This window comes from Salinisphaera sp. C84B14 (assembly GCF_040361435.1).
GTDB lineage: Bacteria > Pseudomonadota > Gammaproteobacteria > Nevskiales > Salinisphaeraceae > Salinisphaera.
Genome location: NZ_APNL01000004.1, coordinates 156,646 through 182,990, shown reverse-complemented (window position 1 = coordinate 182,990; position 26,345 = coordinate 156,646). Strand labels below are relative to the sequence as shown.

The window sequence follows — 26,345 nt, the reverse complement described above, 5'->3', positions numbered from 1 at the left end:
TCTAACCGATATGGGAGAGCTTGAGCAGGTGCTTGACGTCCTTGAACAGCGCCGAGCCATCGCCGCCGGGCGGATAGTAAAGCATCCAGTTGCCCAGCGGATCGACCAGGTAGACCGTGCCCGGCGTGGCTGCATCCTGGCTTTCGAACATCGCACGAAAGTCATCCAGCGGCCCGCGATAGAGACTCAGGTCGGGCTGTTCCGGCATGGCCGGCAGGGTCTGTGAATCGGTAAGCAGTATCCGCTGCACCCGCGTGGCGCGGCGGTGCAGCAGCGCGCGGATCTGGCGCGTTTCCTTCAACGACTCGACGCATGCATCGTCGCAGCCACCGGGGGCGACCTGCAGGATCGTCCATTTCTGCTCGAACAGGGCACCGCTGGGCACGGTTTCGCCGGCCGCATCCGTAAGCGTGATGTTGGGCACGCGCTTGGCCGGGTCGATCAACGTACCGCCGTTGGTGCCCGCCGCGCCATACGACAGGCCGTAATAGAGCACATAGGCCAACGCCAGCGGGCCCACGAAAACCATCATCACGCCAAGCAGCTTGAGACGCGCGCGTGTCTTTGTCGTCATCGGATACGCCTTAAATTCAGAACCACGAAAATCACCGCCACCGCGCACGCCATGGCGAACCACTGCAGCGCATAGCCAAAATGACGCACGGGCGGCATCTGCTCGAACTGGTTCTGCCAGTTGCGGGCAAATCCGCGCGGATCCGCCTCGTCGAGCAGCAACAGCCCGTTGGCAACATCGCCTTCGTACTGGCAGCGCAGCTGCTCGATGTCGGGATAGTTGAGCACCCGGGGCCAACCCTCGAGCCGACACGCCGCGTCGCCGCCCAAGCGCATGCCCGGCCGCGGCAGATCGCGCCAGACACCCTTCATCGTGACTTCACCGGCAGGCGCCGCCGGATCCGGGGGCTCGGCGCGCCCGCCGGGGCCGAGCGGCACCCAGCCGCGGTCGACCATCACCCGTCGACCGTTGGCCAGTACCAGCGGTGTCCACACGTGATAGCCGATTCGCTCGTTGCGCACCTGATTATCGAACAGCACCTGCCGGTGCGCATCCAAACGCCCGGTCAGCGTGTAACGAAGCCCATAGGCTGGCGTCGCGCCGTCCAGGCCACGCTCGACCTCAAGAAAGTCCCGTGCCGGGCTTTTGCCGGCAGCCTGGCGCTGCGCTAGCATCGCCTGCTTGCTCTCGCCGCGCTGTATCTGCCAAATGCCGAGGCTGGACAACGCGGCCATGCCTAACAGTACGATCACCCAACCCCACAAAGGGGGCGCGAACCGATAGCGCCCTAAGCGCATATGGTCAAGATATTCATCGTCGTGTTCCTGTTCGCCATCATCGCGGCCCTGGGGTCGGGACTGGTGTTTCTCGTACGCGACAGCGGCGATACCAGACGCACGGTCAAGGCCCTGACGTGGCGAATCGGCCTGTCGCTGGCGCTGATCGGCCTGCTGGTGCTCGGTTATTTAACCGGTATCGTACAGCCGCACAATCTCGGCCAGTAGCCGACCTTGCATCGCAACGACAACGGGCGGCCCGCGTCGGGCCGCCCGGATCAGGCTGCGATTGCTTCGGCGAGGTTCGCCCTATCCGTTCAAAGGATATAGACGAAGATAAACAGGCCGAGCCAGACCACGTCGACAAAATGCCAATACCAGGCGACGGCCTCGAAGCCGAAGTGGTCATGGGAACTGAAGTGGCCCTTCAGACAGCGCAGAAGAATAACGATGAGCATGATCGTGCCCAGCGTCACATGCATGCCGTGAAAGCCGGTCAGCAGGAAGAAGGTCGAGCCGTAGATGCCCGAACCCAGGGTCAGACCGAGATGCTCGTACGCCTCGATATACTCGACCGCCTGCCAGTACAGAAAGAAGGCGCCTAGCGCGGCCGTGGCAGCCAGGCCCAGGCAAAGCTTCCAGCGGTTGTCCTCTTTCAGGCCCCAGTGGGCCCAGGTGATGGTCACCGACGAGGTCAGCAGCAGCAGCGTATTGATCAGCGGCAGGTGCCAGGCGTTGACGGTTTCGAACTCGCCGCCAATATTGCCCGGGCCGTTGGTCGGCCATGCGCCCTCGAACTGGGGCCACAGATAGACGTTGGTGAAGAACTTCTCGCCCTCGCCGTTCAGCCACGGCAGCGCGATCATGCGGGTATAGAACAGGGCCCCGAAGAATGCCGCGAAGAACATCACCTCGGAGAAGATGAACCACATCATCGCGTAGCGGTAGGTACGATCTTCCTGGACCCCGTAGGCGCCCGTGCGGTTTTCATGCACGACGTCCCGAAACCAGATGAACACCATGACCAGCACCATCGCCAGGCCAATGGCGGCCAGGTATGGCGCCACCCCGGTATGGCCGTTCAGCCAGAAGCCGGCCGCGCCCAGCATGAGGAACAGCGCAACCGTGAGCATGAACGGCCACGGCGACGGTTCCGGTACGTAATACTTGTGGTGTTCGCTGGTATGCGTGGCCATAACGATCGATCCTTGCTTCTATTCTTGCTGCCTTACGCCCGGTTGAAGGGCTCGGCCGTTGCAGGGCACGCCGCAGCGCGCCCCTCTCCCCTGACTACTTTCGGCTAGCGTGCCGCCATCTCGAAGAAGAAGGCGACGTACACGCCGACCGCGATGCCCGCCAGGGCGATCGCGAGCAGCGCGTTCTTGCGTTTGGGCGACATGACGAGCAGCCCGCCCGCTTACGCCAGCTCGCGCGGGTCGATCTTCGGCGGCTGCTCGAAGGTGTGGTACGGCGCCGGCGAGGGCACCGTCCACTCGAGCCCGCGGGCGCCTTCCCAGACGCGACCCGTGGCTTTCTTACCCGAACCACGCATACACATGATCATGTTGTAGATGAACACGAACTGCCCGAGAAAGAACATCAGCGCGCCGATCGACGAAATGACGTTGAAGTCGGTGAACTGGGTGGCGTAGTCCGGGATACGGCGCGGCATGCCGGCCAGACCCAGGAAGTGCTGCGGGAAGAACAGGACGTTGATCCAGATCGCGCTCCACCAGAAGTGGAACTGGCCGAGCTTTTCGTTGTACATCACGCCGGTCCACTTCGGAATCCAGTAGTAGATCGCGGCGATGATGGAGAAGATCGCACCCGGCACCAGCACGTAGTGGAAATGGGCCACCACGAAGTAGGAATCGTGATACTGGAAGTCCACCGGCGTGAGCGCGAGCATCAGCCCGGAAAAGCCGCCGATGGTGAACAGCACCACGAAGCCGAGGGCAAACAGCATCGGCGTTTCGAAGGTCATCGAGCCGCGCCACATGGTGGCGACCCAGTTGAACACCTTCACGCCCGTGGGCACGGCGATGAGCATGGTCGCGAACATGAAGAACAGTTCGGCCGAGACCGGCATGCCCACCGTGAACATGTGGTGCGCCCAGACGATGAACGACAGGAACGCGATCGAGGCCACGGCATACACCATCGAGTCATGCCCGAACAGCGGCTTGCGCGCGAAGGCCGGGATGATCGTGGAGACAATGCCGAAGGCCGGCAGAATCATGATGTAGACCTCTGGGTGCCCGAAGAACCAGAAGATATGCTGGAACAGCACCGGGTCGCCGCCGCCGGCGGCGTCGAAGAAGGTGGTGCCGAAGAAGTGATCGGTCAGGATCATGGTGACCGCCCCCGCCAGCACCGGCATGACCGCGATCAGCAGATAGGCGGTGATCAGCCAGGTCCATACGAACAGCGGCATCTTGAGCAGCGGCATGTCCGGCGCGCGCATGTTCAGGATGGTGACCACGATATTGATGGCACCGGTGATCGACGAAATACCGGCCAGATGGATGGCGAACACCATCAGCGGCAGCGCGTTACCGGTCTGCATGACCAGCGGTGGGTACATGGTCCAGCCCGACGCCGGCGCCCCGCCGGAGACGAACAGCGTACCCAGCAGCATGGTGAAGGCGAACGGCAGGATCCAGAAACCCCAGTTGTTCACGCGCGGCAGCGCCAGATCGGAGCAGCCGATCATCATCGGCACCATCCAGTTGGCCAGGCCCACGAAGGCAGGCATGACGCCGCCGAAGATCATCACCAGCGCGTGCAGGGTGATCATCTCGTTGTAGAAACCGGGATCGACGAACTGAATGCCCGGCGCGAACAACTCGGCACGAATCACCAGCGACATCAGGCCGCCGATAAACAGCATCGTGAACGAAAAGATCAGGTACAGCGTACCCAGATCCTTGTGGTTGGTCGTACCGATCCAGCGCTTCATCCAGGGCCACACGCCGTCGGCCAGGGTAACCGGACCGTGGTGGTGATCGTGATGATCGTGGTGGGTATCAGTCGGATTGACAGTGCTCATCGCAAACTCCTGAACCGCCGTGCGGGCGGTCTACTTATCGCTGCGCCGCAACCTGGGAAGGCTGCACCACGTCGCCGGTATCGTTACCAAATGCGTTGCGCTCATACGTCACAACCGCTGCTATCTGCTTGTCGTCGAGCGTGCCCTTGTACGGCGGCATCGCGCCCTTGCCATTGAGAATCTGACTAATGTGCGTGTCGACATCGCCGGTCGCGACCGCACTGCCCTTCATCGCCGGGAAACCGGCCGCGGGCATGCCGCTGCCGTCCGGCTGATGACAGGCGGCACACAGGTTGCCGTAGACTTCCTTGCCCTGGCTCATGAGCGCATCGCGCGACATTTCGTCGCCCGCGGCGGCCGAGCCATCCTGCTGTTCGCTATCGCTCGCCGACGACTGGTCCTCCTGATCCGGATCCGGCACCTTCGGCGAACCACGGTCGTCGGACGCTTCGGCCTCGCGTGCTTCGGCGTCGTCGGCACCTTCGTTATCCGATTCGCCGGTGCCGACGATGCTCTCTTCGGCGGCCTGCGGATCGTTGGTGCTGCCGTCCTCGGTCCGCGCTTCGGTCGCATTGCCGGCGGTCGCACTTTCGTCGGCCGAAGTCTGCGCCTCGGCGTTGGCTTCGTTCGTGCTCGGCTGACCGGTGGCAAGCTCGGAATCGGAATTCGGGTTACCGCCCTGTTCACGTACCCAGGCATCGTAGTCGCTCTGCGATACCACCTTCACCACGATCGGCATGAAGGCATGGCCGCGGCCACACAGCTCGGCGCACTGACCGCGGTAGACGCCCGGCTTGTTGGCCTGGAACCACATATCGTTGATATAGCCGGGGATGGCGTCCTTCTTGCCACCGAGCTCCGGCACCCACCAGGAGTGGATGACGTCGCTGGCGGTCAGCAGCAGGCGCACCTTGGTATCGACCGGCACCACCATCGGGTTGTCGACGTTGCGAAGGTAGTTCTCGACCGTGTTCGGATCGATACCGGAGTTGAGACGACGCGCGTTGTCGCTATCACGGTCGAGACGGCTGAAGAAATGCACGTCGGCATCGACGTAATCGTATTCCCACAGCCACTGATGGCCGGTCACACGAATCGTCATGTCGGGATTGCTGGAATCCTCGATCTGAAGCAGCGTTCCGGCGGCCGGGATCGCCACCGCGATGAGAATGATGAACGGCACGACGGTCCAGGCGATTTCCACCACCGTCGACTCATGGAAATGCGATGCCTCGAAGCCGCGCGACTTGCGATGCACGATCACCGAATAGAGCATCACGCCGAATACGCCGATGCCGATGACCACGCAGATCCAGAAAATCAGCATGTGCAGGCCAAAGACCTTGCTCGTCAGGTCGGTCACGCCCTCGTTCATGTTGAGCGTCCACGCCGCATGCGCCGGCGACATGGCCAACGCCCCCAGCGCGACCAGGCCCGATCGAGACAGAATGCTGATTTTATTCATAATCGCTCTCTATAAAACACGTTGCCGGCGGTCGTCGCGCGATGACGACAGCTGCGGCGCGGTCACCCACGACTTGAGCCTCTGGGCAACCTTCTCCCGTTCTTCCTCGCTCAGGCAGCGACCCAGCTCACAGCCGTGGCCATGACGGGTTAACAGCAAGCGTGACGGACTGTTCCGATACACGCCCGGACTCAGCCGGACTTGGGTCAGCAGGCGCGGGAACTCCCAGCGCCGCTCGGGTTCGTTCAGGCCAGCTTCGACCTCGATACGATCCTCGAATACCGATATGACCTCGCGGTAACCATTGTCGCGCAAACTCAGGTAAAGACCCGCCCCAAGCGCGGCCATCTCCAGCCCGGCGAACGGCCATATCAGCCATAAACCGAACACTGTCATGAAGGCCGCGATACCGAATGACACGCTACACATGCCGATAAAAAACCATTGAGCCTGCGCGACCGACAGCGACCCGTTCGGGGCGATGACCAACCGGCGCATGGGTTCGTTGGTTTCGTATCGACTCGACATCCCGCCGTGTCCTCCGGCCGAGAGTTTATGCGAAGCGCTATTGTGCTGGCAAACGATTCAGCCTTTATTCACGCTCTCTCATACGCACGAGCCACGGCAAGGGATTCAGCGCCAGATCAGCGCGCGGATCGCAGGCCACGCGCGCGCAAAGCGGCGCGGTGATCGCCTGTTCCAGGCAGGCGATGTTTTCTTCGAGGCGAGGCTGAATCGGCGGCAACGTATTCGCGACCCAGCCCACCAGCGGCGTAGCGGCGCCGATCGCACGGGCGCTGAGCACGGCATGATTGACGCACCCCAGGCGCATGCCGACCACCAGAAGCGTCGGCCAGCGGTGGCCGCTCACCCATTCGGCGAAATCGGTATGCGCGCCCAGCGGCACGTGCCAGCCGCCCGCGCCTTCGACCACCACCCAGTCGCTGGCCGCCGCCAGACGCGCGTGGCCGTCGTCCAGTACGTCGCTATCGATCATCACCCCGGCATCGGCCGCGGCGATATGTGGAGCAATGGGCTCGGCGAGCGCGATCGGATTGATGGCGTCGTAGCCCCAGCCCGGCGTGCTCGCGGCCTGTAGCGCCAACGCGTCCTCGTTGCGCAATCCCGCGGCCGTGGCTTCACAGCCGCTGGCCACCGGCTTGTAGCCCACCGCAGAAAAACCCGCGGCCCGCAGCCCGTGCAGCAGGGCGACCGCGACACGCGTCTTGCCGATACCGGTGTCGGTGCCGGTCACGAACAACGTTTGTGCCGTCATTCGGCCTTCTCGCCGTCAATGCAGGCATCGACAAACGCAGACAGCCGCTCGGCAAACGGTTTTTCGTGCGAGATGAACGGCGCATGCGCGGCGCGCTGCACCCGCCAGAACCGTGCATTCGGCATGGCATCGGCCATGGCAGCCATGCCGTCGGGGTGGGCCATGCGATCACGCGCGCCGGCGATCACCAGCGCGGGCGCATCGATAGCGGCCAGCGCATCACGGAAATCGGCCTCGAAGAGAATATCCAGGCCGCGCTCGAGTGCGGCCTGTGCCGGCGGCTGGTCCATGAGATCGTTGCGCAGGCTGCGCACCGCGCGTGCCGCCCCCGGCTCGCCGAGCACCTGCTGCATCAAGAACTCGCTCAACGTGGTCGAAAAATCCTCGCTGAGCCCGCGGCGGGTGGCTTCGATGGCACTTTGCTTCATGCCGTAGTCGTTGCCCGGCTCACGAATGAAGCGTGCCAGGGTGGCCACCAGTACCAGCCCCTGGACGCGTTCGGGGTGGCGACGCGCGGCCCCCATGGCGACGAGGCCGCCCAGCGACCAGCCCACGAAAACCGCAGGCCGGTCGATCTGTTCCATTACGGCGTCAACCCAGTTGTTGAGCCCGGCCGGGCCCACCGCGCTTTCGCCGTGACCGGGCAAATCCACCAGATGACAACGAAAACGGCTCTTGAGCCGCCCTGCCAGCGATTCCCAGATACGCGACGACAGCCCCCAGCCGTGCAGAAAGACGATATCGGGGCCCTGCGTACCCACGCTTTGTACATGCAGGCTCATGCGCTGCGCCGGCTATCGGCTGCGGGCCGCACCGCCGCGAGCGCGGCCAGCAAGGCATCGACCTGTGCTTCGTCGTGGCCCGCAGTCAGGGTGATACGCAGCCGCGACGTGCCGGGCGCCACGGTCGGTGGACGAATCGCACCGACCAGAAAACCCCGCGCCAGCAGTGCATCGCTGACCGCCAGGGCCTGGGCTTCGTCACCCAGCATCAGCGGCTGAATGGGGCTGTCCGACGGTTCGACCGGCAGCCCAAGCTCAAGCGCGCCGCGCCGAAAGCGCTCGATCAAAGCCATGAGATGTCTACGCCGCGCGTCGCCCGCCCGCGCCAGCGCCACGCCTTCGCGTGCGGCAGCGGCGAGCGCCGGCGGCGGCGCGGTCGAAAAGATCAGCGAACGCGCGCTTTGCAGAATCGCTTCAATCACGTCATCGTCCCCGGCCACGAAGGCGCCGGCCGCGCCCACCGACTTTCCCAGGGTTGCCAGCAGCAGCGGCACGCGATCGCTGCCCAGCCCGGCCTCGGCAACCCGCCCGGCGCCCTGGGCACCGAAAACACCCAGGCCGTGGGCATCGTCGACCGTCAGCCAGGCGCCGCGCACCGCGGCAAGTTCGGCCAGCGCACACAGCGGCGCGGTGTCGCCGTCCATTGAAAACACGCTGTCGGTGAGCAGCATACGATTGCCGCTATCGCAGGCGGCGAGCTTGTCGGCTGCGTCCACGGCATCGGCGTGGCGATAGACATGCTTGGAGGCGCCCGATAGCCGGGCGCCGTCGATCAACGAGGCATGATTGAGCGCATCGGCGACGATATGGTCGCCGCCTGTCATCAGCGCACTGACCACGCCCACATTCGCCGCGTAGCCGGTCGAGAATACGAGCGCGCGTTCGCGCCCGACCCAATCGGCCAGTTCGGCTTCCAGCGCTGCGTGCTCGACGTTGTGGCCGGTCACCAACTGGGAGGCGGCGCTGCCGGTGCCCAGGCGTTCGCCGGCACGGGCCATTCGCTGCGCCAATGCCGGCTCTGCGGCCAGCCCCAGATAGTCGTTGCTGCAGAAATTAACGCAGCGCTGGCCGTCTGCGACCACTTGCGGCGCATGCGCGCCCTCGATCACGCGCCGACGGCGAAAGCGCTCGGCCGCCCTGACCGCGGCCAGCCGTTCGCGACAATGCGCTGCCAGCGTCTGCGTCACGATGCGCCGGCCGTTGCCGCCGCTCGGCAGCCCTGCGGTGCGGCTTCAGCGCTGGGCGCCTGCCCGGCCTCGATATCGCTGTATTTGGGCGAAGCCTCCGGCTTCATGCCAAGCTTTTCGAGCAGCGCGAGATCCTTCAAGTGGGCCGGATTCGACGTGGTCAACAGCTGATCGCCGTAGAAGATCGAGTTCGCGCCGGCCAGAAAGCACAGCGTTTGGGTGGCCTCCGACATCTGCTCACGCCCGGCGGACAGCCGCACATAGGAAGCCGGCATCATGATCTTGGCCACGGCGATCGTGCGCACGAAGTCGAGCTCGTCGATGGGATCCACGCCGTGCAGCGGCGTGCCTTCAACCTGTACCAGATTGTTGATCGGCACGCTCTGGGGGTGTTCCGGCAGGTTCGCCAGCTGGCACAGCAGCTCGGCGCGATCCAGCGGTGTCTCGCCCATGCCCACGATGCCGCCGCAGCAGACCTTGATTCCCGCGTCGCGCACGTGCCCGAGCGTATCCAGCCGATCCTCGTAGGTCCGCGTGGTGATGATGTCCTGATAGTACTCGGGCGAGGTATCGAGATTGTGGTTGTAGTAGTCGAGCCCGGCGGCCTTGAGTTTCTCTGCTTGGCGGGCCTTGAGCATGCCCAGCGTCACGCAGGTTTCCAGGCCTTCGTCCTTGACCGCCTGCACCATGTCGATGACCTTTTCCAGGTCGCGATCCTTGGGGCTGCGCCAGGCCGCGCCCATGCAGAACCGCGTGGCACCGGCCGCGCGTGCGCGCTGGGCCGCGTCTCGGACCTGCTCCAGCGGTAACAGCGCCTCGCGCTCCAGTCCGGTGTCAAAACGCACGCTCTGCGGGCAGTAGGCACAGTCTTCCGGACAGGCCCCGGTCTTGATCGACATCAGCGTCGACAACTGCACCTCATTGGCGTCGAAATGCGCGCGATGCGCGCTCTGGGCACGATAGATCAGGTCCGCGAACGGCAGCGCGAACAAGGCCTGTACCTCGTCGGCGCGCCAGTCGTGGCGAAGAACGGCGGTATCCGCAGATTCGGGCATGGCAGTATCGACTCAGGATTCAAGAGCGTAAAAGGGTTGGCCAAGCGCCAGCCACTGTCAAGCAGGAAAAATGCCTTTCCTTTACAGATGGTCACAAAATATACAGTCACTTCTGCTCGGGCCGGCCTGCGTGCTGTGCCATGCCCCGGCATCGCTGGAACAGGATATCTGTGTGGAGTGCAAGGCCGAACTGCCCTGGCTTGGCTCGGCCTGCCGGCATTGTGCGCTGGCGCTATCGGAGCTGACCGCTGATCGGATATGCCCGGATTGTCGAAAGCGTCCGCTGGCCGAACGTGCCATCGCGTCGCTGCACTATCGCCCCCCGGCGGACTGGCTGGTCACCCGGCTTAAATTCAGTGCGCGTATGCCGCATGCGCGGCTTTTGGGCGATCTGCTGGCCGAGCGTATCGGGGCAGCCGACATGTGCCGTCCCGACTACCTCGTGCCCGTTCCCCTGCACGCAAAGAACCTGCGCAAACGCGGCTTCAATCAGGCCGAACGAATCGCCCGCCGTCTGGCCGAGCCACTGGCCGTGCCGATCGCGGCACGCGGTATCGAGCGACGCCTGGCCACCGAGCGTCAGAGCACGCTGGCGGCCAGCGCGCGCCGTGCCAACGTGCGCAACGCCTTCGTATGCCGTCGTGGCTTGCACGGTGCGCATGTCGCCATCGTCGACGACGTGGTCACCACCGGACATACCGTGCGCGCCCTGGCCGCCTGTTTGCGCCGCGCTGGCGCGCAGCGCGTTGATCTGTATGCGGTCGCACGTGCATAGGCGGCGTGCGCGAACTCTGGCACTTGACGCGCGCGCGGCGGCATTGAAGGCTTGGCGCCATGCTGCGCCATATCCATATACGCCACCCCAAGCCGGGTACGCGCCCCGGTGCGCTCGTCGAACATGCCGACCCGGCCAGCAACGATACGCTGACGGTTCATGCCCTGTCGCTTGACGCCGGCCGGCCGACCCGTGAACGCATGGCCACCACCCTGGACGAAGCGCTGGGCGCCCTGGTCGAGGGCAGCGCGCTGCACTGGCTGCATTTCGAGGGCGACGTGCCGCCCGCGGATCTCGCCCGCCTGGGCGAGCGCTTTCATCTGCACCCGCTCGCCCTGGAAGACGTTCACAACCACGGCCAGCGGCCCAAACTCGACCCTTATCGCAACCTCATCTTCATTACCCTCGCCTTGCCGGTGGTGCCGGCAGCCAGCGGCTACGGCCAGCCGGAGACCCGGCTGACCATCGAGCAGGTCAGCCTGTTCATCGGCGACGGCTTCGTACTGAGCTTTCATGCCGGCCGGCACGATCTGTTCGCCCCGGTGCGCGAACGGATGCGCCTGGCGACTGATCCAATCACGATGGGCCAGAGCAGCGCCCGCGCCGAGCATCTGGGCCATGCGCTGGCCGATGTCGTGGTCGACAGCGCTTTCGACGTGGTCGCGGCCTACGGCGAGCGCCTCGATCGCCTGGAAGACGAAATATTCGAAACGCGCACGCACGATCTGATCGGCACCATTCACGACCTGCGCCGTGCCCTGAGCACGCTGGGCAAGACGATGCGTGCCCAGAACGAGATGATCCAGCGCTGGCTAACCAGCGACCACCCCGCGATCCATATCGAAAACCGGCCCTATATCCGGGACATACAGGACCACGCCCGACGCGTGGTGGATCTCATCGACAGTTATCACGATGCCACGGGCGCCCTGCTGGACACGCATCTGTCGTTGGCCTCCATGCGGCTCAACGACATCATGCGCGTGCTCACGCTCATTGCCACCGTCTTCATGCCGCTGTCGTTCATCGTGGGCGTCTATGGCATGAACTTCGATACCGCCAGCCCCTGGAACATGCCGGAGCTGGGCTGGCGCTACGGCTACCCGATCGTGCTCGGGCTCATGGGCGCGCTGGTGGTCGGCATGCTGGTATTTTTTCGGCGCAGGCGCTGGCTCTGAGCAGCGATGACGCCAACCCGGGCGTGCAATGCGGCCGACACGGCTCGCCTAACCCACCTCGCCAGTGCTGAGCGCCGCAGCCGGCACCGCCAGCACCACCAGTTCGTCGCCGGCCTTGAGGTTTAGCGGCACATGTTTATCGCGCACGTTGAGCTGCAGCCGCGGCTGAGCCGTCTCCGGGCCACGCATGACGCCGAGCAGAATTTCGTCTTCGCCGGCGCGGGCACGGCGCAGCGTTTCGAAACTGTCCTCGCCACCCGCCAAGCCCAGACGGGACGCGTCGCGAAATACCACTTCGGCGCCGCCCGCGCCGAACAGCTCTTCCATCACCCAGTGCAACTCGCGGCGTAGCGCTACCTGGGTCAACAGGCTGGACTGAATAGCGGGCGAGATCAGGCGCTCGACGTGCGGCGCATCGAACAACGCCGCGTTCTCGGCCGACATGGTTTCGACCAGCGTAAACGGCGGCTGATCGACCTTTTCGAGCTGTTGGGCCAGCACCAGATAGCCCATGACCATACGCGCGTCCGCGGCCTCCGCCGACCCCAGCCAATCGCTGGCCAGCAGGATGATGTTGTCGTAGTCGGCAAGCGAGAGCCGACCCAGGTCGTGGTAGGACGTGAAATCGCCCTCGATCTGGCGCACGCTGGCATGCGCGAACCGTACCCCCTGGCGGGCCAGCAGCGTTTCGCGCTCGGCGATCGGGCGCAGCGAGAAGACATCGATGGTCACGCTTTCCCGCCGATAAGCCTCGAACTCGGCCAACAGCGACGGCAGCTTGCGGTTCCAGCCCAGCACCAGCACGCGCCGATGGCCCCGGCTGCGCGCGGCCCGCTCGCGCCGCTCGACCGGGCTGGCCGTAATCACCGTCTCCGGCGCGCCGGTAGGCGCGCAGTCATCGAAGGCGCGGGCGATAAACGCAAGCCGGTCGCCGTCGCGAACGCGTTCGCCATCTTCACGATGAACCGGGATGAGCGCACCGTCGCGCGCCGCGCCGAGTAATACCGCCTTGTCGAAACAGCCGGCCACGTCGACCAGGCGCTCGCCGACCAGACTTGGGCATTCGCGCACGAATATCTGTTCATCCTTGCCGTTGAGCAATTCGCCATAAACCCACGACAGGCCGCGATTACGGGTGTTCTGGGCGAGCAGTCGGGCGACGATGCGCCCGGCGCCGATGAGCTCGGCTTCGCCGGCATAGGCACGGGCCGCGGTGGCCAGATGGTTGGCGTCGAAGACTTCGGCCACCACCAGCGGCAGCTTGTCTTCGCTGCTGCCGGTGGCGTTGATCAGGGTCTTGATGGTGGCTTCGTCGCCCGCGCCGTCGCCGTCGAACTCGCGGCCGGCAAGGATGACCGCGGCGGCATGCTCGAAATCGACCCGACGCAGATGATCGGCCCGCAGCGGCGTACCCGACCGCAGCGTGATGCGCCGCGCGTCGTAGCGCCGCCCCAGGCGGTCCTTGAGCTCCTGGGCCATGCCGGTATTGACCCGCTCGGCCAGAATCACGATATGCAGACGGCCACCGCCGTGCCGGTCCAGAAAGCGCTTGACCCGCGCCTGTGACTGCACGAGGTTCTCGACCATACCCGCGGTACGACTGCTCCAGCCGAGAATGAGGATATGGTTGTTCTTGGCAATGGGCGTATAGCCGGCCTCGAGCGTTTCGATGGTGTCGTCGAGCCACTGCGTCATGGTCGCAATCAGCGCACCGACAAACAGCACCACGCCGAGTATGGTGAGCGTGGTCGACACCGTCCGCAGCAGGGTTCCTTCGTCATCGCCGAGATAGCCGGAATCGGTGAGCCTTAGAAACGCCCACCAGATTGCGGAACCGGGATCGCCCTCTTCGCCGGCCTCGCCGATATGCGGCACGTTGTAGACGAGCAGCCCGGCGCTCACGGCGATAAGCACCATCGCACAGGCGATGACCAGCAGCCGCGAGAGCACCCCGCGCAGCATGAATTGCTCGAGCTGGAACTGAAGCAGATTACGTAGGCGAACGAGCAGTTTCACGCCGGGCTTTTCCCGTCTCGATTATGGCTAAAGGGGAGTATGGGCTGCAGGCGCGGGTTGCCCACGCGCCAGCCTATCCGCGGTTTCGATTATGAATGAAACGCCGTCGGCTGTGTTCAAGCAGGCAGGGTGTCCGGCAAGGAATACGAACAAGACGACAGACCGATCGTTCGATGGCCAGGTGGCTCGATGCTCACGCCGCATGCTGAACTCTTTTCATAAACAAGTCTTTGCTTTAACGCGGCCGGCTGCGTTTCAGGTGCGCTCATGTATGGCGTAAGTTGTCAGACGCCGGCATAGCCACCGCGACCGCCCGCCCAGCGCTCGATGAGCGTGGCCGCCTCGCGGGGGTGATAAGCCAGCACATCGTCGGCTGCGGTCAGCGCTTTTTCTACCCACACCCCGTCGCGTACCAGATCGGCAATACGAAAACTCGCCGCTCCGGTCTGGCGCGTGCCCAACACCTCGCCCGGCCCGCGCAGCTCCAGGTCGGCCCGTGCAATGGCAAAGCCGTCACCGGTTTCACGCAGCGCGGACAGGCGTTTGCGCGCCGTCTCCGATAGCGGCGGCTGGTAGAGCAGCACACAATGACTTTCCACCGAGCCCCGCCCTACGCGCCCGCGCAGCTGGTGCAGCTGGGCCAGACCGAGTCGTTCGGCGTTTTCGATGATCATCAGCGAGGCATTGGGCACGTCCACGCCCACCTCGATCACGGTGGTGGCCACCAGTACATCGATCGCACCTTTCTTGAAGGCCTGCATGGCCTTTTGCTTGGCCGCGGCCTTCATACGCCCGTGCGCCAGCGACACCTGCACCCCCGGCAGGGCCTCGGACAACGCCTCGGCCGCCGCTTCCGCCGCCTGGGCCTCGAGCTTGTCGCTGGCCTCGATGAGCGTACATACCCAATAGACCTGGCGCCCGTCGGCGACCGCGCGGCCGATGCGTTCGACCACTTCGTCGCGGCGGGTGTTGGGAACGGCCACCGTCACCACCGGGGTACGCCCGGGCGGCAGCTCGTCGATCACCGAGGTATCCAGGTCGGCGTACGCGCTCATCGCCAGGGTGCGCGGGATGGGCGTGGCGGTCATGATCAGCTGATGCGCGGTCAATCCGCCGGCGGCGGCCTTGTTGCGCAGGGCCAGGCGCTGATCCACCCCGAAGCGATGCTGTTCGTCGATCACGCACAGGCCCAGCCGCCCGAAATCCAACGACGCCTGAAACAGCGCATGGGTGCCCACCACCGCCACCGGCTCGCCGTCGCGTATGGGCGCGAGCAGCGCGTCATCGCGGCGGCGCCGGCCGGTCACCAGCAACACCTGTACCCCGAGCGGCTCCAGCCAGCCGGCCAGATTCGCATAGTGCTGTTCGGCCAGCAGTTCGGTCGGCGCCATGAACGCCGCCTGCCAGCCGTTCTCGATCGCGGTCAGCACCGCGGCTGCAGCGACCACGGTCTTGCCCGAGCCGACGTCGCCCTGGATCAGGCGCAGCATCGGATGGGCCACGGCCATATCGGCCAGAATTTCGCCAATCACCCGGCGCTGGGCATTGGTGGGCGAAAAGCCCAGCTGCTCGAACAGCGGGCTCAGCCCGCGGCCCGCATCGCCGAGCACCGGCGCGCGTTCGGTCTTGACCTCACGGCGTCGGCTGCGCAGCCCCAGTTGATGGCCCAGCAGTTCCTCGAATGCCAGCCGGGTCACCGCCGGGTGGCGGCCCTCGATCAAGGCGGCCAGATCCTCGTTCGGCGCGGGCCGATGGATACAGCGCAGCGCCGCGGCGATATCGATATCGATTCCCGCCGCGGCCAGCTCGCGACCCAGATCGGCGGGTAGCGCATCGGGCCAGAAACCGGGCGTATCCAGCAGGGCCAGCGCCTGGTCGGCCATATCACGAAGCCGCGGCTGGGTGACCCCGGCGGTGGCCGGATACACCGCACGCAGCTCGGGCGTGAAATCGTGGCCCGCGGCTGCGTCGTCCACGATCTGGTACTCGGGATGCACGATCTCGAGGCCATATACCCCGGGGCGCGGCTCGCCGAACACGCGCAGCCACGTGCCGGCCACCAGCCGCGCCTGCTGGGCCGGCGCAAAATGAAAGAAGCGCAGCCACAGGCGCGCCTGCCCGTCGGTGGTACTCACCAACAGGCTGCGCCGGCGGCCGTGGCGCACCTCGGCGGCCTCGATACGAACCACCGCTACCACGGGCAGGCCCTGCGCGATCATCTCGCCCACCGGGGTGACGCGGGTACGGTCTTCGTAGCGCGTCGGCCGGTGCAGCAGCACATCGCCGATACTGGCAATACCCAGCGTCGCGAGCTTGTCGACGAGCTTGGGCCCGACGCCGTTCAGGCGTTTGCAGGAATCGCTCGCGCTGTAGCGCGTTTTCTTGGCGGCCTTGTCAGCCGAGCACGAGGATGGCATCGGCCTCTACGGCAGCGCCCTTGGGCAATGCAGCCACGCCTACGGCAGCACGGGCCGGATAGGGCTTGGCCAGCTTGCGCTCCATGACCGCGTTCACGGCGCCGAAGTTGTCCATATCGGTCAAATAGATGGTGAACTTCACCACGTGCGCGAACGTACCGCCGGCCGCCCGGGCCACGGCTTCGATATTGTCGAATACCCGCTCGATCTGGGCTTCGATATCGCCGTCGACCAGGTCGCCGGTCGCCGGATCCAGCGGAATCTGGCCGGAGATATAGACCGTATCGCCGGCCTGCACGGCCTGCGAATAGGCGCCGATGGCACCCGGTGCTTCTTCGGTCTTGATGATCTGATGCGTGGCAGGTTGAATCATGACGTCGCACGGTTGAAAAGCCTGACCGGCATTGTCCCACAGCGGCGCGGCTGCGCGGCAGCCCCGGCGCCCTAGGGAAGCTCTGCATAAACCTCTCACGGATCGCGTTCGAGCCCTCACAGACGGTGCGGCAAGGCGTCCAAGCGCAGCGCCTGCCTTATTGGCAGGTCAAGCTTGGCAACGCGGCCGCGGCGTCTGTGAGGCCGAACCCCTTGCGGGCCGGGGCTTTGCGCGCGCTTGATCGGCGTCAGTGTTCGCTACCGTGCAACGAGCACGCTACGCTCTCACTTCCTTGTCAATCACGCGCAAAGCACGCCGGCGCGACCGTGACAGGTTATGCAGAGCTTCCCTAGCTGCGCTCCACTCTCTCTACCGCGTTGATGCGCCGCAGCCGCCGGATGATGTTGGCCAGATGGTGGCGATCGCGCACGTCGATGAGAAACCGAATGGTGATCAGCGCACCGCTGCTTTCCGGGAACACGATGTTCTGGATATTGGAGTCGGCGTCGGCGAACTTGGCGGTGAGCGTGGCCAGCAGCCCGCGCTTGTTCGAGGCGGTCACCCGCAGCTCTACGTCGTATTCGCCGGTCACGTTATCGGCCCAGGTCAGCTCGACGCGATCGGCCGAGGCGCCTTTACGGGTGGAATAGGCACAGCCGAAGCGATGTACGACCAGGCCGCGGCCGAGGCTGGCCTGGCCATGGATCGCGTCGCCGGGCACCGGGTGACAGCATTTGGCGAACTCGACCACCAGCCCTTCGGTTCCCTCCACGGCCAGCGGCTTGGCCCGCCGGCCCTTGGCCACCGGTGCGTCGCCGGCCAGAAAATGTCGTGCGACCAGCGGCGCCAGGCGCCGACCCAGGCCGATGGCGGCATACAGCGCGGGCAGGCTCGGTTCGTCCATTTCCGCCAGCCCGCGGTCGATATCCGAGCGCGACAGACGGCGCAGCGACAGCCCCAGGTCGCCCAAGGACTTGTCCAGCAAACGCTCACCCAGGCGCTGCGCCTTGTCTTCGCGCTGGTTCTTGAGGAAGTTGCGCACCCCGGTGCGCGCTTTCGCGGTCTTGAGAAAATGCAGCCAGGCCGCGTTCGGGCGCGCATGCTTGGCGGTGATGATTTCGACTGTCTGCCCCGACTGGAGCTGGCTGTTGAGCGGCGCCAGATGGCCTTCGACACGCGCGGCCACGCAGCGATCACCAAGCTCGGTATGCACCGCATAGGCGAAATCGACACAGGTCGCGCCCTTGGCCAGGCGGATGATCTGGCCCTTGGGCGTGAATACATAGACCTCGTCGGGAAACAGGTCCATGCGCAGGTTGTCGACGAAGCGCAGCGAATCGCGCTCGCCTTCGTGCATTTCGGCCAGATGCGCCAGCCATTCCTCGGCGTCGAGATTGCCAAGCTTGCCGGCCTTCTCGCCGAGCTTGTACTGCCAGTGCGCGGCGATGCCGGATTCGGCAATCTGATCCATCTCGCGGGTCCGAATCTGGACCTCGAACTTGATCCCGCCACGTGCCATTACCGTGGTATGCAGCGACTGGTAGCCGTTGAGTTTGGGGTTGGCGATGAAGTCGTTGAACTGTTCGGTGATCGGGCGATAGCGGTGATGAACGATGCCCAGCCCGCGATAGCATTCGTCCACCGCGTCGACGATCACGCGTACGCCGTAGAGGTCGAACACATCCAGAAAACGGCGGTGCTTTTCGCGCATTTTCCGATAGATGCTGTAGAGATTCTTGCGCCGGCCTTTCACGATCGCGCCGATTCCCTCGGCGGCCAGAGCCCGCGACAGCGTCTCCTCGATTTCGCGCAGCAGGCTGCGCCGATCGCCGGTCACCGATTGGCTGGCGCGGCGCAACACCTCGTAGCGGCGCGGGTACATGTTCTTGAAGCCGAGTTCCTCGAGCTCCTGACGCATGCTGTTGATGCCCAGCCGTCGGGCGATCGGTGCATAGATCTCGAGCGTTTCGCGGGCAATCGAAGCCCGCTTTTTCGCGGTCATGCCTTCGAGCGTGCGCATGTTGTGCAACCGATCGGCCAGCTTGACCAGAATGACGCGAATATCGCGCGTCATCGCCAGCATCAGTTTGCGAAAACTTTCGGCCGTGGCCTGCTCGCGGCTATGGAACTGGGCCTTGTCGAGCTTGCTGACACCGTCGACGAGATCGGCCACTTCCTTGCCAAAGCGTCGGGCCACCTCCTCACGGGCGGCGTCGGTATCTTCGATGACGTCGTGCAGGATTGCGGCGATCAGCGTCGTGGCGTCCAGCCGCATCTCGGCCAGAATCCGGGCCACCGCCAGCGGATGATAGATATAAGGCTCGCCGGTCTTGCGAAACTGGCCACGATGCTGGTGCTCGCCAAACTCGTAGGCAGCCCGCACCCGCGCGATCGCCGGCTCCGGCAGATAACTTTCCAGATGCTCGGCGAGCGTATCGATACCGAACTCGCGCGAAATACGCGAGGTCCGAATACGCGTTTGCAGCCGATTGATACCGCTTGGCAATTCCATGATCCAAGAGTACTGCTAAAACGCCGTTTTGACGACTCGCTACCCGGTTCGTCCTCGCTTGCGAAAATTCGCCCACGCGACCGGTCACCCGGCCGGCATTTCGCGCGCAAAGACATGTACCAGGTAACTGCGACCCAGACGGATAGCCCACCTTGCCCATAATCAGGAATACCGACCGGCGCCAAGACCGCCGTGTAATCGCGAGTTTTTCTATCGGTTTGAAGGCAGAAACCGCAGATTACGCTGATTGCGCAGATGTATTGATTCGGCCGTGGTGGGCGATCGATACCATCGTTGCTTCGGCTTCGGTGGTCGTCGCCGGCCGGAGAAAGATCGAAAGATCAACGCAGCTCAAAGACAGGAGATCGCGGTCGCTCGCTCTCGTCCGGCGCATGCGCCCGCGCGCTTCCTCATCTGTTTAATCTGCGAAATCTGCGGTTGTTCTTGAAGAACGTCGCCATCAGACGCTCGATTACCGAATCCGCATCGAGCGGAGCCTGTCTGCAAACCGCCTTGAGCGCCCGGCGCGAACATAAACTTGCCCAGCCTTTGGGCGATCGGTCCTTTGCCTTTGTCGCGTTTATTCGCGTACAACCGGCTTGCAAGCATCCGACACAAAAAAAGCCGCTGAAGACAGCGGCTTTTCGTAACGCGTGCCGGCGTGGCCGGCTACGTTCGCTTATTCGTCGGCGTCGGCCGCGGGCTTGGCGGCTTTCTTCTCGCCTTCGGCTTCCAGATCTTCTTCGCTCGGCTCGGCCGGCTGCGGCGCATCCATGCCGGTGCTCACCGGCGGCAGGTCCGGCTCGTCGAGAATGGCGATGGTGACTTCACCAGCGGCGATCTCGCGCAGTGCCATCACCGTGGGCTTGTCGTCCTCCCAGGGCAGGCGGGCGTTGGCGCCGCGGGCAAGCTGGCGGGCGCGCTTGGCCGCGATCGTGGCCAGTTCGAACTTGTTGTTGACGTGCTCAAGACAATCTTCGACGGTAACTCGGGCCATGACGATACTCTCGCGACGAGGGTGGCAAACCGCGCAGTATAACCATGCGCATCCGCGTCGGCCAGCCCTGTGTTGCTACGATGCGCCCTGCGCGCCCGGGTCGGTGGCCCAGAAGATCTGTTCGAGCGCCTCCACGGCATCGTCGAACACATCGTTGACGATCTGATAGTCGTATTCGTCGGCGCGGGCGAGTTCGTCGTCGGCTTCCGCCAGCCGGCGCTGGATCTGGGCGTCGTCATCGGATGCACGCGAGCGCAGCCGCCGCTCCAGCTCTTCGCGCGATGGCGGTCGGATGAAGATGGTGACTACGTCTTCGCTACGGGCGCGCACCTGTCGGGCGCCCTGCCAGTCGATATCCAGCACCACGTCCTGTCCGTGCGCGAGCCAGCGCTCGGTCTCGGCCGCCGACGTGCCGTAATGGCGATCGAATACGCGGGCGTGTTCCAGAAAGGCGCCCACCGCGATCATGGCCTCGAAGTCGGCCACCGACACGAAGTGATAGTCCTCGCCGTCGACCTCGCCCGGCCGCGCCGCGCGGGTGGTATAGGAGACCGAAAACCGGGCCTTGCGCCCGCGCGCGGCCAGGCGCTCGATCACCGCGTGGGTGAGGCTCGTCTTGCCCGCGCCCGAAGGCGCGGAGATCACGTACAGCTGTCCACGGCGTTGGCTTTGGCAATCGTTCACGCGTGCCCTATTCGATGTTCTGAACCTGTTCGCGCATCTGCTCGATGAGCACCTTCATCTCGACCGCATGGGCGGTGAGCTGCGCGTCCTGCGATTTAGAGCCGAGAGTGTTCGCCTCTCGATTGAATTCCTGCATGAGGAAATCCAGCCGACGACCGATCGGTTCCTTTTTCTCCAACGCTTTCTCAAGCGCCTCGACATGGCTGTGCAGGCGATCGATTTCCTCGGCCACGTCCATGCGCTGGGCGGTGAAGATCAGTTCCTGCTCGACGCGGGCGGGGTCGGCCTCGCTGTCCAGTTCGGCCAGACGGGCTCGCATCTTGTCGTACCAGGCATTGCGTGCCTGGGGTACGCGCTCGGCGGCGGCATCGGCATGCTCGCGAATCTGGCGGGCGCGTTCGACCAGCATCGTGGCCAGGCGACCGCCCTCGTCCTCGCGCATGGATTGCAGCTGCCCTAGCGCCTCTTTCAACGCAGCCAGCGCCTCACGCTGGATGGCGTCGGTGTCGGGCTCGCGCTCGCGCTGCACGCCCGGATAGGTCAACAGCCGCAGCGCGTCCGGCGCACGACAATCGATCACCGTGGAGCGAACCTGCGACAGGGCCTCGCCCAGCGCGGCCAGGCGCTGTTCGTCGATCTCGATGGCCTGGGTATCGTCGGTGGTGACGAGCTTGGCGCCAATATCCACCTTGCCGCGCGACACCACCTTGGCCACCGCTTCGCGAATCGACGGCTCCAGCGCACGCAGGGCATCCGGCAGACGCAGATGAATATCGAGATAGCGGTGATTGACGCTGCGCAGTTCCCATACCACTTCGCCCCAGTCGCCCTGGGCCTGGCTGCGCGCGAAACCGGTCATGCTCCGGGTCATGGACTGTCCGTGGTCGTCATCGATATGGCAAGCCGCGCAGTATCGCACAGCCATGCGCGTTCACGCTGCCGCCGGGCATGCCGCAGGCGCCACGCTGTTACACTGCACGGCCAGTTTATAGACGACCAAAGGCCCGATCTTGACCACGCGACCCAGCGCACGCGCCGCCGACGAACTACGCGACGTACGCTTCGAACGCCATTTCACCAAGCATGCCGCCGGCTCGGTCCTGGTGAGCTTCGGCGATACCAAAGTGATCTGTACCGCCAGCGTGGAAGAACGCGTGCCGCCGTGGCTGCGCGGCCAGAACAGCGGCTGGCTGACGGCCGAATACGGCATGCTGCCGGGCGCGACCGGCAGCCGCAACGGCCGTGAAGCCGCCCGCGGCAAACAGGGTGGACGCACCGTGGAAATCCAGCGTTTGATCGGGCGCAGCCTGCGCGCGGTGGTCGACATGAACGCGCTGGGCAGCCGCACGGTCACCATCGACTGCGACGTGATCCAGGCCGACGGCGGTACCCGCACCGCGTCGATCACCGGTGGCTATGTTGCCCTCGTCGACGCCATGGATTCGCTGGTCAAGGCCGGCAAGCTCAAGAGCAGCCCGATCCATGGCCAGATCGCGGCCGTGTCGGTCGGCATTTATAACGGCATGCCGGTGCTCGATCTCGACTATGCCGAGGATTCGCAGGCCGAAACCGATATGAACGTGGTCATGAACGAGGCCGGCGGCTTCGTCGAGATCCAGGGCACGGCCGAGGGCCATGCCTTTGCGCGCAGCGAACTCGACGCCCTGCTCGGCCATGCCGAAAAAGGCATCGGCGAGCTCATCGAGGCCCAGCGCGCGGCCCGCGAAGGATAACGCCCCATGGCTTCACCGCATCGACGCTGGGTGCTGGCCTCGGGCAATGCCGGCAAGCTCGCCGAAATGCGCAGCCTGCTGGAAGTGCTCGACATCGAGCTGGTCAGCCAGAGCGAATTCGACGTGCCCGATGCCGAGGAAACCGGTATCGGCTTCGTCGACAACGCGCTGATCAAGGCTCGCCACGCGGCCGCACTGACCGGCCTGCCGGCGATCGCCGACGATTCCGGCCTGGCCGTGGACGCACTCGACGGCGCGCCCGGCGTGTATTCGGCACGCTATGCGGGTAGCCACGGCGACGACGCGGCGAATAACGCCAAGCTCGTGGCAGCTCTCGACGGGCTCGCCCCGGCGCGGCGGGGCGCTGCGTTTCACTGTTGTCTGGTCGCCACCCGATCGGCCAGCGACCCGGTGCCGGTGATCGCCCACGGCGTATGGCGTGGCCGCGTTCTGGAAGCAGCCCGCGGCGAACACGGTTTCGGCTACGACCCGTTGTTCTGGGTGGAAGAAGAAAACGCCAGCGCCGCCGAAATGGGGGCCGAGCGCAAGAATGCGATCAGCCATCGCGCCCGCGCCATGCACCAGCTCGTCGAGCAACTGCGCGCCGATGAGCACGACGGCTGAACAACCCGCCCCGGCGAGCGCACAACGCAGCGGCATACCGTTATCGGTGTATGTGCATCTGCCCTGGTGTGTGCGCAAATGCCCCTACTGCGACTTCAACTCGCATCGAGCACCGGCCGAACTGCCGGAAACCGCCTATATCGACGCCCTGCTCGCGGACTGGGCGCTCGCCGCGGCCGACGAAAAGCGGCCGATCGACACCGTATTCTTCGGCGGCGGCACGCCGAGCCTGTTCTCGGCGGGAGCGATCGGTCGAATACTCGCCGCGCTGGACGCCAGGCTCGGTTTGTCGAGCGACTGTGAAATAACGCTCGAGGCCAACCCGGGCACGACCGAACGGACCCGCTTTGCCGATCTGCGGGCGGTGGGCGTCAACCGGCTTTCGCTGGGTATTCAGAGCCTGGACAACGACTGCCTGAGCGCGCTCGGACGCATCCATGGCGCAACCGAGGCCCTGGCCGCGATCGACGATGCCCGCGCCGGCGGCTTTACCGCGATCAACTGCGATCTGATGTTCGGGCTGCCCGGCCAGACCCATGCCCGGGCCATGGCCGATATCGACGGCATCATCGAACGCGAGCCGGGCCATATCTCCTATTACCAGCTCACTCTGGAACCGAACACGCCGTTCTATCGACAGCCGCCGGCCCTGCCGGACGACGATGCGGTGGTCGAGATATTCGAACACGCTGGCGAGCGGCTGCGTAGCGCCGGTTACACGCAATACGAAGTCTCGGCCTGGGCACAGCCCGGCAAGGCCTGCCGCCATAACGAAAACTACTGGCGCTTTGGCGACTACCTGGGCATCGGCGCGGGCGCCCATGGCAAGCGCACGCGCGTCGACGGTCATATCGAACGCAGCGCGCGCCAGCGCTGGCCCACGGGGTACATGAGTGTGGCCGGCAGGCCGGCATCGATCGCCGAGTCCCGCCTGCTCGACAAAGACGACGCCTGCTTCGAATTCCTGCTCAACGGCCTGCGACGGCGCGCGGGCGTGACGCGTAACGATTACGAACAGCGCACCGGCCTCGACTGGCAAGCCCTGGGCACGACCCTCGCAGAACCGATCGCCCAGGGACTTGTAGCCTTCGATCGGCAAACGCTGCGGGCCACCGAGCGCGGCTGGCGGTTTCTGGATACGATTCTGGCCGAGGTACTGCCCTGATGCTCGAAGAACAGACGGTAACCTGTCCCTACTGCGGCGAGCCGATCGTGATGGTGGTCGACTGTTCGGTCGGCGATCAGACCTACACCGAAGACTGTTTCGTGTGTTGCCAGCCCATACTGGTGAGCGTGAACGTCGCCCCCGACGGCAGCCTGGCGCATATCGATACCGCGGCCGAAAACGACTAGCCCGCCCTGCGCTATTGCCTTGTATGCAGCCCTCCCGGGCGCCCGGCGCGCCGATCGCGGCTCGACTGCCAGACTGGCTGAACGGGTCCTGGACAAGCCTCGAGTTCGACGTTCGTCGTAGCTGTTTCGATAAAAAAACGGCGTCGTGACAGCGACTTGCCGGGGCAAAGCCGCGCTATCGCTGGTCGCAGGGCCAACGCGCCGGTATACTCGCGAATTCATCGATCAATGCCCGGGTGCGCCGGATAGCGCACCGGCGGGCTCCTTACGCTTCAACGCAAAGCCAAGCTGCATGGCCGATTACTCGCGCAAACAGGAAGCTCTGGACTACCACGCAAAGCCCAAGCCCGGGAAACTTGCGATATCGGTCACCAAGCCTTTCACCACCTACGAAGAGCTGTCGCTGGCGTATACGCCCGGCGTGGCCGAACCGGTAAAAGAGATACGCGACGATCCGGAAGCGGCGTTTCGCTACACCTCGAAAGGCAATCTGGTCGCGGTGATTTCCAACGGCACCGCAGTGCTGGGGCTGGGCAATACCGGCGCGCTGGCCAGCAAGCCGGTGATGGAAGGCAAGGCGGTTCTGTTCAAGAAGTTTGCCGACGTCAACGTCTTCGATATCGAAGTCGATGCCGACAATCCCAAGGATTTCATCGACACGGTAGTGCGTATCGCGCCAACGTTCGGTGGCATCAATCTGGAAGACATCGCGGCGCCGCACTGTTTCGAGATCGAGAACACGCTCATCGAGCGTCTGGATATTCCGGTCTTTCACGACGACCAGCACGGCACCGCGATCATCGTCGCGGCCGGGCTGATCAACGCGCTTGAGCTTCAGGGCAAGCGTCTTGCCGATGCGAAAATCGTATGCATGGGCGCAGGCGCGGCCGGCGTGGCCTCGATGAACCTGCTGCTGGAAATGGGCGCACAGCTCGAAAACGTGTTCATGTGCGATCGCAAGGGTGTGATTCATTCCGATCGCGACGACCTGTCCGAGCAAAAGGCCCAGTTCGCCACCAAGACCGACCTGCGCAGCGTCGACGACGCCATGAAGCAGGCCGACGTATTCATCGGCCTGTCCGGCCCGGGCACGGTGTCGGCCGAACAGATCGGCATGATGCCGGCCAAGCCGGTGGTATTCGCGCTGTCGAACCCGACGCCCGAGATCACGCCGGAAGAAGCCAAGAGCGTGCGCGACGACCTGATCATGGCGACCGGCCGCAGCGACTACCCGAACCAGGTCAACAACGTTCTGGGTTTTCCCTATATCTTTCGCGGCGCGCTGGACGTGCGCGCCCGCCGCATAAACATGACAATGTGCGTGGCTGCGGCCCGGGCCATGGGCGAACTCGCCCGTCAGCCGGTGCCCAACAGCGTACTCGAGGCGCACAGCCAGGACGCGATGTCGTTCGGGCCGGACTACATCATTCCGAGCCCCTTCGATCCGCGCCTGATCGATTTCATACCGCCCGCCGTGGCACAGGCCGCCATCGCCACCGGCGTTGCGCGGACCGAATACCCTTCGCATTATCCGCAGCCGGTCGTCGAGCCCGACCAGGGCTGAAAAGACTTGAGACGG

Annotated in this window: 25 protein-coding genes; 8 read left to right on the top strand and 17 right to left on the bottom strand. The window is 64.7% G+C overall.

Annotated features, from left to right (window positions below):
* Position 1: 1 nt before the first annotated feature.
* Both C84B14_RS04945 and C84B14_RS04940 read right to left on the bottom strand, forming a co-directional pair.
* Complete coding sequence (locus C84B14_RS04945; RefSeq protein WP_348767592.1) at positions 2-574, bottom strand: SCO family protein; 573 nt, start codon at positions 572-574, stop codon at positions 2-4.
* Complete coding sequence (locus C84B14_RS04940) at positions 571-1,248, bottom strand: SURF1 family protein (protein ID WP_353222303.1); 678 nt, start codon at positions 1,246-1,248, stop codon at positions 571-573. Before C84B14_RS04940 ends, C84B14_RS04945 begins: the two co-directional genes overlap by 4 nt.
* A gap of 63 nt (positions 1,249-1,311) precedes the next feature.
* Here C84B14_RS04940 and C84B14_RS04935 point away from each other — a divergent pair, with 63 nt between their 5' ends.
* Positions 1,312-1,518, top strand: coding sequence for a twin transmembrane helix small protein (locus C84B14_RS04935; RefSeq protein ID WP_353222301.1), 207 nt, complete (start codon positions 1,312-1,314; stop codon positions 1,516-1,518).
* 89 nt (positions 1,519-1,607) lie between these two features.
* Here the strand turns inward: C84B14_RS04935 and C84B14_RS04930 are convergent, their stop codons facing one another.
* From C84B14_RS04930 to bioB, 8 genes are all read right to left on the bottom strand, one after another.
* Entirely contained in the window at positions 1,608-2,486 is an 879-nt protein-coding gene (locus C84B14_RS04930) for a cytochrome c oxidase subunit 3 (protein WP_353222299.1), read from the bottom strand.
* 221 nt (positions 2,487-2,707) lie between these two features.
* The gene (gene ctaD, locus C84B14_RS04925) at positions 2,708-4,339 is read right to left on the bottom strand and encodes a cytochrome c oxidase subunit I (protein WP_353222297.1); all 1,632 of its coding nucleotides are present in this window, start codon (positions 4,337-4,339) and stop codon (positions 2,708-2,710) included.
* Positions 4,340-4,373: 34 nt separating this feature from the next.
* Positions 4,374-5,804, bottom strand: coding sequence for a cytochrome c oxidase subunit II (gene coxB / locus C84B14_RS04920; protein WP_353222295.1), 1,431 nt, complete (start codon positions 5,802-5,804; stop codon positions 4,374-4,376).
* 9 nt (positions 5,805-5,813) lie between these two features.
* The gene (locus C84B14_RS04915) at positions 5,814-6,302 is read right to left on the bottom strand and encodes a DUF2244 domain-containing protein (protein ID WP_348767873.1); all 489 of its coding nucleotides are present in this window, start codon (positions 6,300-6,302) and stop codon (positions 5,814-5,816) included.
* A gap of 94 nt (positions 6,303-6,396) precedes the next feature.
* Positions 6,397-7,080 (bottom strand): dethiobiotin synthase, encoded by a 684-nt coding sequence (gene bioD / locus C84B14_RS04910; RefSeq protein WP_353222294.1) that lies wholly within the window; start codon positions 7,078-7,080, stop codon positions 6,397-6,399.
* Positions 7,077-7,862: a pimeloyl-ACP methyl ester esterase BioH gene (gene bioH / locus C84B14_RS04905; RefSeq protein WP_348767871.1), complete on the bottom strand. Its 786-nt coding sequence runs from the start codon at positions 7,860-7,862 to the stop codon at positions 7,077-7,079. The genes bioD and bioH overlap by 4 nt, the downstream gene beginning before the upstream one ends.
* On the bottom strand, positions 7,859-9,037 hold the full coding sequence (bioF, locus tag C84B14_RS04900; RefSeq protein ID WP_502949893.1) for an 8-amino-7-oxononanoate synthase: 1,179 nt from the start codon (positions 9,035-9,037) through the stop codon (positions 7,859-7,861). The genes bioH and bioF overlap by 4 nt, the downstream gene beginning before the upstream one ends.
* An 8-nt stretch (positions 9,038-9,045) precedes the next feature.
* Complete coding sequence (gene bioB, locus C84B14_RS04895; protein WP_353222292.1) at positions 9,046-10,104, bottom strand: biotin synthase BioB; 1,059 nt, start codon at positions 10,102-10,104, stop codon at positions 9,046-9,048.
* 70 nt (positions 10,105-10,174) lie between these two features.
* Here bioB and C84B14_RS04890 point away from each other — a divergent pair, with 70 nt between their 5' ends.
* Both C84B14_RS04890 and corA read left to right on the top strand, forming a co-directional pair.
* Positions 10,175-10,879, top strand: coding sequence for a ComF family protein (locus C84B14_RS04890; RefSeq protein WP_353222291.1), 705 nt, complete (start codon positions 10,175-10,177; stop codon positions 10,877-10,879).
* Positions 10,880-10,938: 59 nt separating this feature from the next.
* Positions 10,939-12,057, top strand: coding sequence for a magnesium/cobalt transporter CorA (corA, locus tag C84B14_RS04885; RefSeq protein ID WP_353222289.1), 1,119 nt, complete (start codon positions 10,939-10,941; stop codon positions 12,055-12,057).
* Between the two features lie 48 nt (positions 12,058-12,105).
* On the opposite strand, the gene C84B14_RS04880 is transcribed toward corA, so the two are convergent.
* The 7 genes from C84B14_RS04880 to C84B14_RS04850 form a co-directional block, all read right to left on the bottom strand.
* Positions 12,106-14,073: a CASTOR/POLLUX-related putative ion channel gene (locus C84B14_RS04880; RefSeq protein WP_353222288.1), complete on the bottom strand. Its 1,968-nt coding sequence runs from the start codon at positions 14,071-14,073 to the stop codon at positions 12,106-12,108.
* 284 nt (positions 14,074-14,357) lie between these two features.
* Positions 14,358-16,490, bottom strand: coding sequence for an ATP-dependent DNA helicase RecG (gene recG, locus C84B14_RS04875; RefSeq protein WP_353222286.1), 2,133 nt, complete (start codon positions 16,488-16,490; stop codon positions 14,358-14,360).
* Complete coding sequence (locus C84B14_RS04870; protein ID WP_353222284.1) at positions 16,468-16,863, bottom strand: RidA family protein; 396 nt, start codon at positions 16,861-16,863, stop codon at positions 16,468-16,470. Before C84B14_RS04870 ends, recG begins: the two co-directional genes overlap by 23 nt.
* A gap of 349 nt (positions 16,864-17,212) precedes the next feature.
* Positions 17,213-19,375: a RelA/SpoT family protein gene (locus C84B14_RS04865; protein WP_348766536.1), complete on the bottom strand. Its 2,163-nt coding sequence runs from the start codon at positions 19,373-19,375 to the stop codon at positions 17,213-17,215.
* A 679-nt stretch (positions 19,376-20,054) separates the two neighbouring features.
* Positions 20,055-20,372 (bottom strand): DNA-directed RNA polymerase subunit omega, encoded by a 318-nt coding sequence (gene rpoZ, locus C84B14_RS04860; RefSeq protein ID WP_348766535.1) that lies wholly within the window; start codon positions 20,370-20,372, stop codon positions 20,055-20,057.
* A gap of 75 nt (positions 20,373-20,447) precedes the next feature.
* Positions 20,448-21,056, bottom strand: a complete 609-nt coding sequence (gmk, locus tag C84B14_RS04855) for a guanylate kinase (RefSeq protein WP_353222281.1) — start codon at positions 21,054-21,056, stop codon at positions 20,448-20,450.
* A gap of 7 nt (positions 21,057-21,063) precedes the next feature.
* Positions 21,064-21,927 carry a YicC/YloC family endoribonuclease gene (locus tag C84B14_RS04850; RefSeq protein WP_353222280.1) on the bottom strand — a complete coding sequence of 288 codons (864 nt, stop codon included), beginning with the start codon at positions 21,925-21,927 and terminating at the stop codon, positions 21,064-21,066.
* A 136-nt stretch (positions 21,928-22,063) separates the two neighbouring features.
* On the opposite strand from C84B14_RS04850, the gene rph reads away from it, so the two are divergent.
* From rph to C84B14_RS04825, 5 genes are all read left to right on the top strand, one after another.
* Positions 22,064-22,789 (top strand): ribonuclease PH, encoded by a 726-nt coding sequence (rph, locus tag C84B14_RS04845; protein ID WP_348766537.1) that lies wholly within the window; start codon positions 22,064-22,066, stop codon positions 22,787-22,789.
* 6 nt (positions 22,790-22,795) lie between these two features.
* A complete protein-coding gene (gene rdgB, locus C84B14_RS04840; protein WP_353222278.1) occupies positions 22,796-23,413 on the top strand; it encodes an RdgB/HAM1 family non-canonical purine NTP pyrophosphatase in 618 nt (205 codons plus the stop codon).
* Positions 23,397-24,578, top strand: coding sequence for a radical SAM family heme chaperone HemW (hemW, locus tag C84B14_RS04835; RefSeq protein ID WP_353222276.1), 1,182 nt, complete (start codon positions 23,397-23,399; stop codon positions 24,576-24,578). The genes rdgB and hemW overlap by 17 nt, the downstream gene beginning before the upstream one ends.
* Positions 24,578-24,766 carry a CPXCG motif-containing cysteine-rich protein gene (locus tag C84B14_RS04830; protein ID WP_353222274.1) on the top strand — a complete coding sequence of 63 codons (189 nt, stop codon included), beginning with the start codon at positions 24,578-24,580 and terminating at the stop codon, positions 24,764-24,766. The genes hemW and C84B14_RS04830 overlap by 1 nt, the downstream gene beginning before the upstream one ends.
* Before the next feature lie 292 nt (positions 24,767-25,058).
* Positions 25,059-26,330, top strand: coding sequence for a malic enzyme-like NAD(P)-binding protein (locus C84B14_RS04825; protein ID WP_353222272.1), 1,272 nt, complete (start codon positions 25,059-25,061; stop codon positions 26,328-26,330).
* The last annotated feature ends 15 nt before the right edge of the window (positions 26,331-26,345 follow it).

What these genes read in the sequence shown, in the direction of transcription:
- hemW (WP_353222276.1), top strand. Translation starts at nt 23,397, where the DNA reads ATGAGCACGACGGCTGAACAACCCGCCCCGGCGAGCGCACAACGCAGC.
- corA (WP_353222289.1), top strand. Translation starts at nt 10,939, where the DNA reads ATGCTGCGCCATATCCATATACGCCACCCCAAGCCGGGTACGCGCCCC.
- C84B14_RS04945 (WP_348767592.1), bottom strand. Translation starts at nt 574, where the DNA reads ATGACGACAAAGACACGCGCGCGTCTCAAGCTGCTTGGCGTGATGATG.
- C84B14_RS04830 (WP_353222274.1), top strand. Translation starts at nt 24,578, where the DNA reads ATGCTCGAAGAACAGACGGTAACCTGTCCCTACTGCGGCGAGCCGATC.
- bioB (WP_353222292.1), bottom strand. Translation starts at nt 10,104, where the DNA reads ATGCCCGAATCTGCGGATACCGCCGTTCTTCGCCACGACTGGCGCGCC.
- C84B14_RS04935 (WP_353222301.1), top strand. Translation starts at nt 1,312, where the DNA reads ATGGTCAAGATATTCATCGTCGTGTTCCTGTTCGCCATCATCGCGGCC.
- rpoZ (WP_348766535.1), bottom strand. Translation starts at nt 20,372, where the DNA reads ATGGCCCGAGTTACCGTCGAAGATTGTCTTGAGCACGTCAACAACAAG.
- C84B14_RS04870 (WP_353222284.1), bottom strand. Translation starts at nt 16,863, where the DNA reads ATGATTCAACCTGCCACGCATCAGATCATCAAGACCGAAGAAGCACCG.
- rdgB (WP_353222278.1), top strand. Translation starts at nt 22,796, where the DNA reads ATGGCTTCACCGCATCGACGCTGGGTGCTGGCCTCGGGCAATGCCGGC.
- ctaD (WP_353222297.1), bottom strand. Translation starts at nt 4,339, where the DNA reads ATGAGCACTGTCAATCCGACTGATACCCACCACGATCATCACGATCAC.
- coxB (WP_353222295.1), bottom strand. Translation starts at nt 5,804, where the DNA reads ATGAATAAAATCAGCATTCTGTCTCGATCGGGCCTGGTCGCGCTGGGG.
- C84B14_RS04865 (WP_348766536.1), bottom strand. Translation starts at nt 19,375, where the DNA reads ATGGAATTGCCAAGCGGTATCAATCGGCTGCAAACGCGTATTCGGACC.
- C84B14_RS04890 (WP_353222291.1), top strand. Translation starts at nt 10,175, where the DNA reads ATGCCTTTCCTTTACAGATGGTCACAAAATATACAGTCACTTCTGCTC.
- bioH (WP_348767871.1), bottom strand. Translation starts at nt 7,862, where the DNA reads ATGAGCCTGCATGTACAAAGCGTGGGTACGCAGGGCCCCGATATCGTC.
- C84B14_RS04930 (WP_353222299.1), bottom strand. Translation starts at nt 2,486, where the DNA reads ATGGCCACGCATACCAGCGAACACCACAAGTATTACGTACCGGAACCG.
- bioD (WP_353222294.1), bottom strand. Translation starts at nt 7,080, where the DNA reads ATGACGGCACAAACGTTGTTCGTGACCGGCACCGACACCGGTATCGGC.
- C84B14_RS04915 (WP_348767873.1), bottom strand. Translation starts at nt 6,302, where the DNA reads ATGCGCCGGTTGGTCATCGCCCCGAACGGGTCGCTGTCGGTCGCGCAG.
- C84B14_RS04940 (WP_353222303.1), bottom strand. Translation starts at nt 1,248, where the DNA reads ATGGCCGCGTTGTCCAGCCTCGGCATTTGGCAGATACAGCGCGGCGAG.
- C84B14_RS04825 (WP_353222272.1), top strand. Translation starts at nt 25,059, where the DNA reads ATGGCCGATTACTCGCGCAAACAGGAAGCTCTGGACTACCACGCAAAG.
- C84B14_RS04850 (WP_353222280.1), bottom strand. Translation starts at nt 21,927, where the DNA reads ATGACCCGGAGCATGACCGGTTTCGCGCGCAGCCAGGCCCAGGGCGAC.
- recG (WP_353222286.1), bottom strand. Translation starts at nt 16,490, where the DNA reads ATGCCATCCTCGTGCTCGGCTGACAAGGCCGCCAAGAAAACGCGCTAC.